General features: G+C 43.6%; 14 protein-coding genes, 1 other RNA gene and 1 pseudogene. 5 read left to right on the top strand and 11 right to left on the bottom strand.

Annotated elements, in window-relative coordinates:
- Both Q0389_RS00740 and nhaA read right to left on the bottom strand, forming a co-directional pair.
- Window positions 1–516: citrate/2-methylcitrate synthase (locus Q0389_RS00740; RefSeq protein WP_298690524.1), on the bottom strand; the 516-nt coding region annotated here is incomplete at its 3' end.
- A gap of 63 nt (window positions 517–579) precedes the next feature.
- Window positions 580–1,743 (bottom strand): Na+/H+ antiporter NhaA, encoded by a 1,164-nt coding sequence (gene nhaA, locus Q0389_RS00735; RefSeq protein ID WP_298690521.1) that lies wholly within the window; start codon window positions 1,741–1,743, stop codon window positions 580–582.
- 137 nt (window positions 1,744–1,880) lie between these two features.
- On the opposite strand from nhaA, the gene Q0389_RS00730 reads away from it, so the two are divergent.
- The 5 genes from Q0389_RS00730 to Q0389_RS00710 all read left to right on the top strand — a co-directional run bounded on the left by Q0389_RS00730 (window position 1,881) and on the right by Q0389_RS00710 (window position 7,509).
- Window positions 1,881–3,092, top strand: a complete 1,212-nt coding sequence (locus Q0389_RS00730; protein WP_298690518.1) for an EAL domain-containing protein — start codon at window positions 1,881–1,883, stop codon at window positions 3,090–3,092.
- A 150-nt stretch (window positions 3,093–3,242) separates the two neighbouring features.
- The gene (gene pgaB, locus Q0389_RS00725) at window positions 3,243–5,264 is read left to right on the top strand and encodes a poly-beta-1,6-N-acetyl-D-glucosamine N-deacetylase PgaB (protein WP_298690515.1); all 2,022 of its coding nucleotides are present in this window, start codon (window positions 3,243–3,245) and stop codon (window positions 5,262–5,264) included.
- Window positions 5,265–5,275: 11 nt separating this feature from the next.
- Window positions 5,276–6,583, top strand: coding sequence for a poly-beta-1,6-N-acetyl-D-glucosamine synthase (gene pgaC, locus Q0389_RS00720; RefSeq protein ID WP_298690512.1), 1,308 nt, complete (start codon window positions 5,276–5,278; stop codon window positions 6,581–6,583).
- A 3-nt stretch (window positions 6,584–6,586) separates the two neighbouring features.
- Window positions 6,587–7,030: a poly-beta-1,6-N-acetyl-D-glucosamine biosynthesis protein PgaD gene (gene pgaD / locus Q0389_RS00715; protein WP_298690509.1), complete on the top strand. Its 444-nt coding sequence runs from the start codon at window positions 6,587–6,589 to the stop codon at window positions 7,028–7,030.
- Window positions 7,031–7,248: 218 nt separating this feature from the next.
- Window positions 7,249–7,509 carry a hypothetical protein gene (locus Q0389_RS00710; protein WP_298690506.1) on the top strand — a complete coding sequence of 87 codons (261 nt, stop codon included), beginning with the start codon at window positions 7,249–7,251 and terminating at the stop codon, window positions 7,507–7,509.
- 118 nt (window positions 7,510–7,627) lie between these two features.
- Here Q0389_RS00710 and Q0389_RS00705 read toward each other — a convergent pair whose 3' ends face one another.
- The 9 genes and pseudogenes from Q0389_RS00705 to sucC form a co-directional block, all read right to left on the bottom strand.
- Window positions 7,628–8,518, bottom strand: a complete 891-nt coding sequence (locus Q0389_RS00705) for a restriction endonuclease (RefSeq protein ID WP_298690503.1) — start codon at window positions 8,516–8,518, stop codon at window positions 7,628–7,630.
- 9 nt (window positions 8,519–8,527) lie between these two features.
- On the bottom strand, window positions 8,528–10,264 hold the full coding sequence (locus Q0389_RS00700) for a hypothetical protein (RefSeq protein WP_298690500.1): 1,737 nt from the start codon (window positions 10,262–10,264) through the stop codon (window positions 8,528–8,530).
- A gap of 194 nt (window positions 10,265–10,458) precedes the next feature.
- Window positions 10,459–10,788: RNase P RNA component class A (rnpB, locus tag Q0389_RS00695), an RNA gene on the bottom strand.
- Between the two features lie 75 nt (window positions 10,789–10,863).
- Window positions 10,864–11,427 (bottom strand): 2-oxoacid:acceptor oxidoreductase family protein, encoded by a 564-nt coding sequence (locus Q0389_RS00690; protein WP_298690497.1) that lies wholly within the window; start codon window positions 11,425–11,427, stop codon window positions 10,864–10,866.
- A 9-nt stretch (window positions 11,428–11,436) separates the two neighbouring features.
- Window positions 11,437–12,291 (bottom strand): 2-oxoglutarate ferredoxin oxidoreductase subunit beta, encoded by an 855-nt coding sequence (locus Q0389_RS00685; RefSeq protein ID WP_298690494.1) that lies wholly within the window; start codon window positions 12,289–12,291, stop codon window positions 11,437–11,439.
- Window positions 12,291–13,442, bottom strand: coding sequence for a 2-oxoglutarate synthase subunit alpha (locus Q0389_RS00680; protein WP_298690492.1), 1,152 nt, complete (start codon window positions 13,440–13,442; stop codon window positions 12,291–12,293). The genes Q0389_RS00685 and Q0389_RS00680 overlap by 1 nt, the downstream gene beginning before the upstream one ends.
- Window positions 13,442–13,771, bottom strand: coding sequence for a 4Fe-4S dicluster domain-containing protein (locus Q0389_RS00675; protein ID WP_298690489.1), 330 nt, complete (start codon window positions 13,769–13,771; stop codon window positions 13,442–13,444). Before Q0389_RS00675 ends, Q0389_RS00680 begins: the two co-directional genes overlap by 1 nt.
- 228 nt (window positions 13,772–13,999) lie before the next feature.
- Complete coding sequence (gene sucD / locus Q0389_RS00670) at window positions 14,000–14,875, bottom strand: succinate--CoA ligase subunit alpha (RefSeq protein WP_298690486.1); 876 nt, start codon at window positions 14,873–14,875, stop codon at window positions 14,000–14,002.
- Between the two features lie 4 nt (window positions 14,876–14,879).
- Window positions 14,880–15,327 (bottom strand): annotated as a pseudogene (sucC, locus tag Q0389_RS00665) (succinate--CoA ligase subunit beta); the annotation flags it as partial.

Here is a 15,327-nt window from a genome sequence, read left to right as displayed (position 1 = left end):
CAAAGTCGGTATTTTGGCGATAATACGCCGTGCCATGATTTGCGCATCTTCTTTTGTTTGAACATTCAGGTGTTCGAAATAAAATGTCGAAAGCGCCGAAACGGCCGATGCCATCATCGCCATCGGATGAGCTTTGTCGGGAAATGCGTCGAATAGCCGTTTGAGCCCTTCATGGATAAAAGAGCGTTTACGCAGTTCGACATCGAACTCTGCCCGCTCTTTTTCATTCGGCAGATGTCCCATAAGCAGCAGATAGCAAACATCGAGATAGCTTTTTTTGGTGGCCAAATCGCTGATATCATATCCGCGATAGCGCAATTCCCCTTTCTCACCGTCGATGTAGGTGATCGAGGAACTACAGCTTGCCGTCGAAGTAAATCCGGGATCGTAGGTAAACATCCCGCTCTCTTTGTACAGTGTCCGCAAATCGATAACGTCCGGACCGACACTGGGATGCAGTATCGAAAACGTATAGCTTTTATCGGTTCGGTTATCGGTAAGAGTGACGGTATCCACAGAAACATCTCCTAAGACATATGGTGTTACTATACCTTATATTTTGCCAAACATTCCAATGTTTTAGTTCAATTCCGTTGATTTTAACGTCGAACGAATCACGAAATAGCCCAAAACGGCGGAGAGAATCGATCCGATCAATATTCCGAGCCGTTCGTCCGCCATCACGATTCCGCCGCTTTTTGCGCTCTCAAATGCCAACGAACCGATAAAAAGAGACATCGTAAAACCGATGCCGCTAAGGATCGAAATTCCGTAAAGCTGTTTCCACGAAACACCCAAAGGAAGTTTTCCAAGCCCGCTTTTCACTGCTATGAGCGTAAAGAAAAAAACGCCGATCTGCTTTCCGAAAAACAATCCCGCGGCAATTCCCAGAGTGATATTATCGGTGAAATCTTTAACACTCAGATTCCCAAGCCCGATTCCCATGTTCGCAAATGCAAACAAAGGTAGAATGACAAAGTTCACGGGAGCGTGCAGCGAATGTTCCAATGCATGGAATGCTCCCGAATTCCCCTTTAGCGGAAGAATCATTCCCAAAATCACTCCGGCAAGAGTGGCATGGACGCCGGATTTCAATACCGATATCCATAGTATCCCCCCGACTAAAATATAAGCCGTCAAATTGACAACCCCTTTATAGTTCATCAGAAACAAAATCGCTATCATGAGGGCCGCAATGGCTAACGAGATCGCTGAAAGATCGCTCGAATAAAAAAGAGCGATAATAATGATGGCTCCCAAATCATCAATAATCGCCAATGTCAGTAAAAAAAGTTTTAGGCCTGATGGGACACGATTTCCCAACAGGGTCAGAACTCCCAGTGCAAATGCAATATCGGTTGCACTCGGGATCGCCCATCCTACTGAGGCATTCGGATCGGTATGGTTAAACCAGACATAAATAAGTGCCGGAACGGCCATCCCGCCTACGGCGGCAATAATCGGTACGACTATGGCCCGGATATCACGTAAAGAGCCTTCCAATGCCTCGCGTTTGATCTCCATCCCCACCATAAAAAAGAAAACCGCCATCAATCCGTCATTAATCCATAACAGCAGAGGTTTTGCGATGACAAGAGATCCGAAACTCACTACAACCGGAATTTCGGTAAAACTCTCATATAGAGATGCAAGAGGCGAATTGGACATTGCCATTGCCAGTACCATTGCGACAAGAAGCAAAATCCCCGTCGCGGACTCCAGTTTAAAAAATGCTTTAATCATGCCTACTCCTCATGTTACTCCATTATTCCATAAAAGACTAAATATCCAAAATTGCTCCCCTCATTTTTCCGGGCATAACGAATTTTTATCCGTTTTCGGGCAAAATACGTTTCAGAATACGACTACAAGGCAGTTGATTGGGCAAGTTATACATAGCGAAACAAAAAATTTATCTGGCGAATGAAAATGTATACGGCTATGAATTGCTATTTCGTGACGGGACAGAGGGAGGCGAACCTTTCCCGAGCCATATCAAAGCGACCGCCCATGTTATTTTCAACACCCTGACCAATCTTAACACCGACGCGCTTTTGGGAAAAACCGGTATTGCATTTATCAATGCCGACGAGCATTTCCTCACATCGGGCATTATCGACATGCTGGATAAAAAGCGCTTTGTCATCGAAATTCTCGAAACGATTTCTCTGGATGACAAAGTGATCGAACGGATCAAAACGTATCACAAACGCGGCTATACGATTGCACTGGATGATTTTGACTGCAGTGTGGAAATGATCAAAAAATTTGCAGGCCTGCTCAAATACATCCATATCGTCAAAGTCGACGTCCGTACCGCAGAGGTAGAAAATATCGACGGAGTGATGAAAAAACTCCGAAGTATCGGTACCCGTTTTCTCGCCGAAAAAGTCGAAACCAGAGCCGAGCACGAACAATATAAGGCTATGGGTTTCGATATGTTTCAGGGATACTATTTTCACCGTCCCGAAAATGTTGAAATCGAAGGCTACAAAGAGGTGACGCACGTCATCATCCTACAGCTTATCAAACTCCTCAAAGAAGATGATGAAACAACACGGATTGAAACCTTTATCCGTCAAAGAGCCGATCTTACCTACAAACTGATCAAATTTCTGAATAACCAAATTGCCTTCGAAACTCCCGTAGAATCGATTACCCAAGTCATCACGCTTCTAGGCAGAGATAAACTCCTGCGATGGCTTCTCGTTTATCTATACGCCGAGATATCCACCAATCCCGCATCCAAATCTCTGCTCCAGCTGGCACTGAACCGAGCAGAAAAAATGGAAGAAGAAGCCCATCACAAAGACAAAGAAAAAGCCTATCTTGCAGGAATGTTTTCCTTGCTCGGAGCGGTCTTCGAAACCAATGTCAAAACGTTGATGAACCATGTCAATATGGACCGCGAAATCAGCCGCCTCGTTATCGACAAAAAAGGAAAATTCGCCGCATCTCTTATGAAAATCGAACAATCCGAAAAAGAGTATCTTAAAAAACTGGTTATGGAAAATTTTAATATCCTCGATACCGTCGAACTGATCTATACCCTCGAATACAGCGGCGTAAGCGTCGACCGCAACAAGTTGTAACCGACCCTTCTCCGCCTTTTTTATACCCGCCTGCATGAGAAAAAATCTTGATGGATTCTTGATGCGCTATTGACATATAATTGCACATAAAATTCCATAAGGTTTCACAATGCAATCGAGTCCAACAGATACGTCATCAGGGTTCTAAACATGCCGCGACAGATTCTAATTTTATTCTCGGTATTCATCACTTTTTTCGGAGCCGTGCTGATTGCAAACGACCTGCCCAACAAATGCAGCCGCGACCAGAACGTCAACGAATTTACCATCCTCAGCTATCACGAAATATCAGACAAAAGCGAAACGCTCGATTCGACCTATGCGGTCAGTCCGTCCAACTTTGAAAAACAAATGCGCTGGCTCATCGATAACGGCTACCATTTTGTCCGTATCGACGATATTCTGAACTACCGCAAACACGGCAAAGCCTTACCGGAAAAAGCTGTCTTAGTCACATTCGACGACGGATATCAATCGGTCTATGCCAATGCCTTTCCCGTATTGAAAAAATACAAAATCCCGACCGTTATCGCGTTGGTCGGGAGTTGGCTTCAAAAAGAGGACAAAGTGGACTTCAGCGGACATATGATTGCCCGGAACAAGTTTTTGAGCCAAAAAGAGATCAAAGAGATGGTCAAAAGCGGTCTTGTGGAGGTAGGAAGCCACAGCTATCAGTCTCATGAAGGTCTACAGGGCAATCCGCAGGGGAATATGGAGCCGGCGATCACGACGCGTCTGTGGTTTAAGGATACCCAATCGTATGAAAACGAAAAAACGTACAAAGCCCGCGTCTATAACGATCTTCTGGAAAACAACATCTTTTTAGAGCGCTATACCGGTCAAAAGCCCCGTGTGATGGTGTGGCCGTACGGACACTACAATATCGAAGCAAGAACAATCGCCGAGCGCTTGGGGATGCCGATAGGGCTGACCCTCGACGATGGAAGCAACACCCGTATTACACCGCTATGGGGACTGCGACGGATATTGGTAGAGGGGAAAATGACGCTGCGCGATCTCGAACTCAACATGATCTTACGCAATGCCAATCTGACCGACGATGACCGTACGACCAAAGCGGCCCATATCGATCTGGATTATATTTATGATCCGGACCCGGATCAGCAGGAAAAAAATCTGGGTGTGCTGCTCGATCGGATCAAAAGCCTCGGAATCAATACGGTCTATTTGCAGGCTTTTGCCGATCCCGATGCCAACGGTGCCGCCGATTATGTCTATTTTCCGAACCGCAACATTCCGATGCGCGCCGATTTATTCAATCGTGTAGCCTGGCAAATCGCTACCCGTACCCAGGTAAAACGGATTTACGCATGGATGCCGATGCTGGCATGGGAACTGCCGAAAACCAATCCTGCCGCCAAAGACACCGTGGTAACTCTCCAAGTCGATCCGGGACATTTGAACATGGGCTACCCGAGACTGTCGCCCTTTTCACCGAAAGCCCAAAAAGTGATCCGCGAGATTTACCGGGATTTGGCGAAATCGTCGTATATTGACGGAATCTTATTTCATGATGACGTTACTCTCTCCGATTTCGAAGACGACAGCCCCTCGGCACGGGCACAATATAAAAAATGGGGATTATCAGGAAACGTAACCGAAATCCGTTCCGACCGTAAGCAGTTTGACCGATGGACCAAGCTCAAAACCGACTATCTGGATCATTTTGCACAACAACTGGCGCACATAGCTCTCGACGAACAGCCCGGTCTCAAAACGGCACGGAATCTCTATGCGCAGGTCGCACTGAACCCGAACGCCGAAGAGTGGTATGCCCAAAGTCTAAGCGAGTCGATCAAACACTACGACTATACTGCCATCATGGCGATGCCGTATATGGAGCAGGCCGAAGATTCGCAGCAGTTTTATAAAGATATCGTCGATCGCGTCAAACAGCAAGAGTGCGGTTTGGAGCGCACCGTCATCGAGTTACAGTCCGTCAATTGGAGAAAAGAGAACGAACCGATTTCGACACAGGAGATGGATAGCACCATCCGCAGCTTGTACAATCTCGGTGTTCATCATATCGCCTATTATCCCGACAACGTCTATACGAATGTTCCGGATGCGGATGTCATCAATAAAGCCTTTTCCGAAAAGCCGATCCGTATGCATTCGTATTCGATTAAAACTACCGCTCCAGCCCAATAAGGAGGATTAGAATGGCTTTCCTGATATTTTTGCATTCTCTGTGGCATTTCATCTTGGGGTTCGTATTTTACTATCCCCTTTTCATGTCCAGCTTGTGGATCATCGGGGCTATTTTCTTTTATTTCAAAAATGAAAGACCCTATGCGAAAGACATCATTCCCCCTCTAAACCCTCATGAGCGCTGGCCGGGGGTCAGTATTCTGATCCCTTGCTACAACGAGGGAGAGAATGCCGTAGAAACCATCTCGTATGCATTGAACGTTCACTATCCCGAATTCGAGGTCATCGCCATCAATGACGGAAGCAAGGACAATACGCTGGAAATCTTGATGGACATGGCAGTGGATAATCCGCGCTTGAAAGTGGTCAATCTGGCTGAAAATCAGGGAAAAGCATTAGGGCTTCAAGCGGGTGCACTGTTGGCCAAATACGAATATCTGCTCTGTATCGACGGCGACGCGCTGCTCGATCCGTATTGTCCCTACTGGATGGTCAAACATTTCATCCGCTATCCCGAAGTCGCCGCAGTCACGGGGAATCCGCGAATCCGCAACCGGACGACGCTGCTCGGAAAAATCCAGGTCGGCGAATTTTCCTCGATCGTCGGTATGATCAAACGGGCACAGCGCAGCTTCGGGCGTCTGTTTACCGTATCGGGCGTTATTACCGCCTTTCGTAAAGCGGCAGTGCATGAGGTAGGATACTGGAGTCCGGATATGCTCACCGAGGATATCGATGTGACGTGGAAACTCCAACGCAACGGTTGGGACGTCCGCTTCGAGCCGCGTGCGCTGGTCTGGATTTTGATGCCCGAAACACTCAAAGGGCTCTGGAAACAGCGGCTGCGTTGGGCGATGGGGGGCGTTCAGGTAATGCTCAAAAACTTTAAAGTTCTTTTTCAACCCAAACAGACTCATCTATGGGGTCTCATGGTCGAACTGATGCTCAGTACCCTCTGGTCGTACAGCATGGTATTGGTATTTGTCGTCTGGTTTATCAGTCTGTTGGTTCCGATATCGTTTTTGATGCCGCACCACTCGCCGATCGTCCCCGATCAGAGTAGCGTGATTTTGATCGGAGCCTGTCTGCTCCAGTTTGCCGTCAGCAAATGGTTGGACGGGCATTACGATCAGGGGCTGGGTAAAAACTATTTTTGGATGGTTTGGTATCCGTTTATATACTGGCTTCTCAACCTTCTTACGGCGGTGACGGCTCTACCGAAAGTATTGTTCGGGAAAAAAGGGCGAGCACGCTGGGTCAGTCCGGATCGCGGTGCTCATCAGCAGCTCAAAAAAGCGCAACAGACTCTCAAAGGCTAACAGATGGACAAGCTCATTATCAACAAACGTCATGAACTTCCCCGTACCAAGCGGATCATATGGGATCTGATCACCCTCGCCCTTTGGCTGGGTTTCATCTATTTGTGGAAACCGCTGTTTCACGTCTTTTATCGGATCATCACTTTTAAAGAACCGGAAGTCGAGATTTCAGACTGGATTTACGACAACATCCACAGCGTCACTTTCAATCATGCGATATTCGTACTGATTGCGACTCCCGTGATCTTGTTTATCCTCTCTCGGCTAAACCGCTATCAGACACCGAGTGAGCACTTGATTTACGACGCCGAAGATTATGTCAATTACTTTCAGCTGGATAGCACCGAGCTGTCACAGTGTACCCACAGCCAATACGTCACCGTCTACCACGACGAACATGGACATATTACCCGTCTCGACAGCCAAATCGCCACCCGGCAGATATAAGAGTGCTGAGGGTGATTTTTCATCCCTTCTAACATAATCCAATAGTGCTAAACTTTCCGAATTTTTCAATTATTCATAATACTTATTTTCCATTTTAAAACGCGGGCAAATTCCCATTCTATGCGGTCAAAAAGGCTCATAATGGACTGATTTTTGCTTGTCGATTATTGTCTCTGAAAAGTAACAATTCGATAACACTGCCGCTATCGTTTTGATGGTTGAGACAGGCATTTAATACGTTGTTTTTGCGCTCGTACGCATTCCATTTTACCCTTAACCAATTGCAGAAAGAAATCATTCCCATGATAGAAGATACGCTTCACATACTCAAAAGTAAAATAGAAGAAAAAAAAGAACTCTCTGAAAAAATCAACACGAATCCATCCGGCAATGAAGAAATCGATATCAATGCCAAAATCACGGTACTCGAAGCGGAGATAGATACTTTATTAAAAAAATATATTCTACACGTAGAATAGCCCTTCTTCTCCATAGGGAGAAAATCGTTCTCCCTTCTCCGTATCTACATCTGCATAATTTCCACGATTCGATATTCCGATTGGCATTTTAGCGGGTAAACGATCGTACCGTTTAATTTTATGCCTCAATAACAACATATCGAATTCGTGTATGATTCTCTATAAAAAACCGTTCTGCTTGATAATCCAGCAAACTCTTTGAAGGTATGATATATCGATATTGAACTTCATCCCTTGACAATAAATTATCCTCAATATATTTGGAACAGTCACCGTAAAACTTTCGAATATCGGCTTGTTTTATTTTTATATTTCCTTTCCAATTTTTGCATTGAATCAAAATAACTTCTGCTTCTTTTCTAGCGATTAAATCGATCCCTCCATCTCTCTTGCCTAAACTGATTCCTCTATACTCAACTGCATAGCCTTCATTTTCAAAATGTTCACCGACTTTAAGCTCGTATAAACGCCCTTTTTCTTCTTTTTCTTTTTGGAGTTTTAGCCATTCTTCTTTTGGAATCCATCCATTTTTAGAAGATTGTGCTTTTTCCAGTTCGACAATTTGATTTTTATATTTTTGTTCAATCTCTTGAAGTTTGTATTGTTCAGCCTCTTGCAGTTTTTTGATCCTTTCTTCTGCTTCTAACCTAATTTTTTCGATTTCATGGTTTGTAGAGATTTGAACCTCATTGATTGCATTGTTTTTTATTTCATCTATTTTTTGACGTTCTTTTTCTAAGAAGCTCATTACTGCTCGTATTTCGTTTTTATGAACACGGGCTAATTGATTTTTTTCTTCTTCTTTCTGTTGAATCGATAGATCTTTTTCATCAAATTTGAACTCTGCAAAATCAACAATGATATGTATGAAATATGCCATCAATAGTACCGTTAGTGCAAAGTAAATAGATAAGACGAATCCATGAAGGAAATAAATTGCTACTAATGCAATGATGTAGATTGTCACTGCTAAATATAATTTTTGTTTGTAGAAGATACTTTTTTGCATATTATTCTTTTATCGTCTGGTATGTTTTCGCAAAGCCACGATAAAGTAATAAATAATAAAACTTGAGACTGCTTTATTAAGATACCAAATATGTAAATATTTATCATAGACTATACCTTTATTCGGCATTCTAATACTCATAAACTCTGTAAATTTTTGAATGTTGCCAAGGCTAAAATAGTATATAAGTAATATCAAGGTTATAACAAGAGCAATATGTTGTGCAGTATAAAAACTAATCCTTGCATTCGATAATAATTTATAAGCTAATTTGCCTACACTCCATGATAATGCCAATAATGTCAAAAAGATTAATATTAAAGATGCGTGTATATATACCCATGTATAAAAAAACAAATTTAGAAGCATTAACCACAGAAGTGGTAAAAACCAACTTTGTCCAAAGTTTGACAATTTTTCCCCAAATAAGAAAATTAATTTTTCTTGCCACCACTTTGACAGCCATTGTTGCTTATCTAAAGTTTCTTTTTTATGGGTTGTCATTTCTTTTGCATAAAAATCATTTGCTTCGATATGATTACCTTGCTGATCATTGACAAATTTTAGTTGTCTAAACATATCTTTTGAAGATTTAATTTCAAAAATATTACCCCATTGAATTGAATTCAAATGTGCATCAATAAACGAAACTTTTTTAATCTCTTTGATAGCATTTTTGATATTAAAATCATTGAAGTAAGTATTTTTAAATTCAACACGTTCGCAATAAAATCTTTTAGCTACATCAATATTATGTAATTGTATGTACTTCGCATCTTGAGACAATCGTTTTATCGATAAAACTTTAGTTTTTATTGTTTCAAAAGATGCTTTTGAATCTTCAGTAAGGTCTATATTGAAAATTGAAAATATATTTGTGTTGATTTTTTTAATAGATATTTTTTTTAGTTCACTATTTTTTAATACAATTTTGTGCGATTCTAAATTATTTATTTCAAATTGATTTATGATTTTATTATCAATTGTTATTTTTTTAATTTTACTCTCTGTTAATGAAAATGAATCTAATTCACTCTTTTTTTTATAGCCAAAGCTTCCATCTTTTATGCATAAAACTAGAGCCTCAATTTTATTAAGACGAATATTTTTAAAATCACTTGTTAGCTCTATTCTTTTTTTTATTTTGCAGTCATCAAGATCAATAGATTCTTCTGTGGAACCTGGTCTATGTAGTATAAAATTCTGTTCAAAAATACAATGGTAAAATTGGTTTGGTCTGTTCGTAGTTATTTCTTTAATACCTGATTGTATAGGGTGAAAAATCAATTTCAAATCAGAAATATTAATAACGCAATTATCATAAAAAGTACAGTTTTGAAATTGATTATTCTTTATAATTGTATTATTAGAATGTATGTGCTTTTTTAAAAAATCGTTTCTAACTGGTGGAAATTTTATATCTAAAAAATTTAAATAAAAGCCATATTTTTTCTTATTTCCAATAACTCTGATAGCTTCGTTAGTAGTGTTTTGTTGTCCTCTTTTTACGTTTTTAAAGATTTTATTTTTTATTTCATCAAACAAAACATTCCAGAAAACCTCTACTTTTTCTTCATTCCAATACAAAATATCATCTGTGTTGCTTTTGGCTTTGTGTGGTTCTATAGGTCTGTTTCCAGAAAAAATCCAATTATTATCTATAGTTTTATCACAATGCAAAATACATTTAGAATTATGTTCATACGTATCGATTTGGCAGTCGCGAACTTCACACTTGGTTGACAAAATTTTATCTCCAATACTTTTTTTGTATCATAATTATCCTAGAATTTTAAAAATATATTATTGTATCTTATGTTATAGGATATATATGGAAAAAGGGGACAGGCTACTTCTATAATTATGAGGTAAGATATTCAATCTTCAATTATAATGGAAATGTCATCAGATCGATAAGAAACGGAAAAAGTAGTTAATCAGAAGTAGGTACAACGATAAGCCGGGTTCTGGATGAAGTGATAATTAATCTACTGCCCAGATCGCTCTGAGCCTCTAGCGAAACAATAGCGATGTAGGACGCTAACCATCTGTTTCTTGCTGCGCGGTTGGGTTTACATAGCTCTCCTAGTTGCCTAAGAGACTGGTGGGCTCTTACCCCGCCGTTTCACCCTCACCTCTTTCGAGGCGGTCTGCTCTCTGTTGCACTATCCCTCACGTTACCGTGGCCATCCGTTAGATGGAACCGTGTCCTACGGCAGCCCGGACTTTACCTCTTGAGTAGTGGCTCAAGCTATCACCTGTTGTACCTGATCGAAATTATAAAGAAAAACGGATTAGAAAAGGCTTGAAAGACGAAGGAGCTCCCGCCGAAGCGGGAAAGGAGCTTAGGATGCGAGTTTTGCTTTCGCTTCTTTGGCGTATTTGATTCCGAGTTCCCATGCTTTGATATTAACATCATGTACTTTTTTAGGAACTTTTGAAAGCATAACCTGTTTCAATGTTTCAGGATCGAGGACACCTGTGAATTCATTGGTGATTCCCAACGCAACGACTGACTGAGTAATAACGTTTCCGACTTCCTCTTTTGCGATCGTGATGATCGGAATCTCGACGATGTTCCATTTTTGGCGGTCTTCGTCTGTCGGATGAACCAGATTCGGCTCAACGACGATCGTACCGCCCGGTTTTACACCGTTTTTGAACTGTTGGTAGCTGACGTTTGCAACCGAGAGCATGAAATCGATCTCACCCTCATTTGCATACGGGTAGAAAATTTCATTGTCATCGAGCGTAATGTCAACGACGGTTGCTCCGCCGCGTACTTGCGACGTATAGGTAGCCGTTTTTAGACCGTGCCCGCCAAGTTTGATTTTTGCCGCAGCCATAATCTCACCGGCGAGGAGAACCCCTTGTCCACCGACGCCTGTAAATCGTATCGTATGTCTCATAGGTTCTCCTTAGATTTTTTTCGCAAAATCGTCTTGCGTAATTTTGGCACGTTTGCCCTGAGCCGCTTCGATAACCATATCGTAAAGGTCACAGTATTCAGCCTGCTCTACTTCACGAAGTACCCCTGTAGGGAACTTGTTGATTTTTTCCTCTTCGCTAAGCGCTTCCCATTTTTTCAACGGAGTCGTAATGCTGTCGATCCATTGGAGGTTTTCCATCGCACTTTGCATTTTGTTTTTACGGCCAAGGTTGATATGGCAGTTGCTCATGATGTCAAAGAACGAGAATCCTTTATGAGAGAAGCCTTTTACAAGGATTTTTTCCAATTTTTTCGGATCAAGCATCGTTTCGCGGGCTACGAACGATGCACCCGCACCGATCGCCAACTGGCACGCATCGAACGTCGGATCGATGTTCCCGTTTTGTGCCGATACACACCACATACCCTGCGGAGTCGTCGGAGAGATTTGAGAGTTGGTCAAACCGTAGATGAAGTTGTTGATCAAAATGAAATTCAAATCGATGTTACGGCGGCATCCGTGAATGGTATGGTTACCACCGATCGCCAATCCGTCACCGTCTCCGGCGACAACGATAACGTGAGCGTCCGGACGGGTCAATTTGATCCCGGTCGCATACGCTACGGTACGTCCGTGCGTCGTATGAACCGTATTACAGTTGATATATGAGCTGAAACGTCCCGAACATCCGATCCCCGATACGACACATACTTTGTCCATATCCCATTGCATTTTTTCGATGGCGCGAATAACCGCTTTGAGGATAACACCGTCACCACAACCCCAACACCAAAGTGTCGGCATTTTATCTACACGTAGATATTGATCGTAATTGAAAGCCATTAGAACATCTCCTTAACTTTTGCTACCATTTCTAGCGGTGCGATCGGACGACCGTTTGCTTTGTGAAGCGTACCGAAGTCGCTTCGACCTGTGACACGTTCAATCTCTTTGAGATATTGACCCATATTGAGTTCGGTAACGAAAATTTTGTCGAATTTTTTACCGATCTCTTTAAGTTTTTTGACCGGACTCGGCCAGATGGTGATCGGACGGAAAAGACCCGCTTTGATCCCTTCTGCACGAAGTTTCATAACCGCTTCTTTAGCACCGCGTGAGATACTTCCGTAGGCGATCATGCACACTTCGGCATCGTCAAGCATAAACTCTTCATAATCGGGCTGATCGTCCAAACCGTCGTTCTCAAGAGCGACCGTATTGATTTTTCCGACAAGACGTTCGATGTTGAACTGGCATTGTGCCGCGTCTTCCGTCGGGAATCCCGTAGGACCGTGGTGCAACCCGGTCACATGGTAACGGTATCCTTCGAACATCGGGTTAAGAACCGCAGGAGTGTTCATCGGAACATCGTACGGACGGTAATCTTCCGGTTTTCCGTCGAAACGTTTACGATTTTTGATAGAAGCTTTAATCTCTTCCAAATCCGGAAGAACCGCTTTACCGTGCATATGTCCCACCGTCTCGTCCAAAAGGACGAAAACCGGAGTCATATAGGTTTCCGCAAGATTAAAGGCGCGAACCGTTTGCGTATAGCACTCTTCGAGTGAACCCGCACACAATGTGATCGATGCATAGTCACCGTGCGTCGGATATTGTGCTTGACCGATATCGGCTTGAGACACACGGGTCGGAAGACCTGTAGATGGTCCTCCGCGCATGACGTTTACGATAACCAAAGGTACTTCGGCGATAAAACCGAGACCGATTTGTTCCGCTTTGAGTGAAATCCCCGGGCCCGACGTTGCGGTCATCGATTTTGTACCCGCCATCGAAGCACCGAGTGCTACCGAAATACCGGCGATTTCATCTTCCATTTGGATAAATTTTCCGCCGACTGTCGGCAAAAGATCAGACATCTCGTGCATTACTTCCGAAGACGGAGTAATCGGATATCCCCCAAAAAACATACAACCGGCATCAAATGCGCCGAGTGCCGATAATTCGTTACCGGTAGAAATTACTTCTCTTGCCATTATTTAACTCCCACTTGATCTAAAGACATATAGTTGTTTGCGATAATAGCCGCTTGACGCTCTTTTGCTTCGTCTGTGAGTTTCGCAAATTTATAGTCCGCTTTATCCGCAACATAAATCGCAAAGTCCGGACAGGTAAGTTCGCACTCATTACAACCGATACATGATTCGGGATGATCGATCGAGATCATAGCACCCAGTGTCGACGTCGGCTCGTAACGCATACCGAGCACACCCGATGGGCATACCGATACACAAATATCACACGCTTTACAATTGTCAGTATTGACCCATACCGGGACATTACCTGGATTAGTCGTTTTAAACATCTACTCTCCTCACAAAATTTAAATTAAATAGGCTCATTATCATGCTGAAATCGGCCGACCGTACAAGAGACGAAGCTCCTGTCTTAAAAGACGGCATCATTGATAGAGCCCTCGCCCTGACCTGCTAGAGGATAGCCTAGCTTTCTTAATATTGCCTTATGTTGTGCTAATTGCGCCTTGCCTACCGCAAGGCTCGCACGCGAGATCGCTATCGATCCCGTTTGATTATTATTTTTTTGCCATCACTTCGGCAACCGCTTTGCCGATATCTGCAGGAGAAACGACTACTTTTACCCCTGCCGCTTCAAGTGCCGCCATCTTTTCCGCAGCCGTTCCCGAACCGCCGGAGATGATCGCTCCCGCGTGTCCCATACGTTTTCCTGCCGGAGCCGTTTGACCCGCGATGAACGCTACGACCGGTTTGGTCACGTGTTCTTTGATATAGGCAGCCGCTTGGATTTCCAAATCGCCGCCGATCTCACCGATCATAACGATCGCGTGGGTTTCCGGGTCTGCCTCAAACATCGGAAGAAGCTGTTTGTAGCTCAAACCGATGATCGGGTCACCGCCGATACCGACTGCCGTAGTGATACCGAAACCTTCTTTTACCACCTGATTCGCAGACTCATAGGTCAACGTACCCGATTTAGAGATCAGTCCGACGTTCCCTTTTTTGAAAATGAATCCCGGCATAATTCCGATTTTGCATTCGTCCGCCGTGATGATACCCGGACAGTTCGGCCCGATGGTCATCATATTTTTCTTAACCGCATACGCTTTGGCGTACATCATGTCTTTGACCGGAGCTCCCTCGGTAATGATAACCGCAAGCTCGATTCCCGCATCTGCCGCTTCCATAACCGCATCCGAAACGAAAGCCGGCGGAACGAAGATCATAGAGACGGTTGCACCCGTAGCCGCTACCGCTTCTTCTACCGTGTTGAATACCGGCTGACCGAGGTGTTCTTGTCCCCCTTTGCCCGGGGTAACCCCGCCGACGATTTTCGTACCGTACGCCATACATTGTTCAGCGTGGAATGTCCCCTCTTTTCCGGTGAATCCCTGAACGATAACTTTTGTATCTTTATTGACCAAAATAGACATTTAATTATGCTCCTTTCGCTGCCGCAACGGCTTTACGCGCACCGTCTGCAAGATCGGTTGCCGCAATAATGTTTGAGATACCGGCATTGTTTAAAATCTCTGCCGCTTCGATGGCATTTGTTCCGTCCAGACGGACGATAACCGGGACATCAACTTTTGTCAGTTTCGTCGCTTCCAAAATACCGTTGGCAACGCGGTCACAACGAACGATTCCGCCGAAGATATTGACGAAAATCGCTTTGACGTTCGGGTCTTTTAAAATGATCTCGAACCCTTTTGCCACGGTTTCGGCATTCGCTCCGCCGCCCACGTCGAGGAAGTTTGCCGGACGGCCGCCTTCGTAGTTGATGGTATCCATCGTACCCATTGCAAGCCCTGCACCGTTTACCATACACCCGACATCACCGTCGAGTTTGATGTAGCTAAGACCGAATTTTCCCGCTTCGATTTCT

Origin of the sequence: uncultured Sulfuricurvum sp. (assembly GCF_937936435.1) — a bacterium.
Taxonomy (GTDB): Bacteria; Campylobacterota; Campylobacteria; order Campylobacterales; family Sulfurimonadaceae; genus Sulfuricurvum.
Note: the sequence above shows the minus strand (reverse complement) of the source record. Positions and strands in the feature narration are given on the sequence as shown.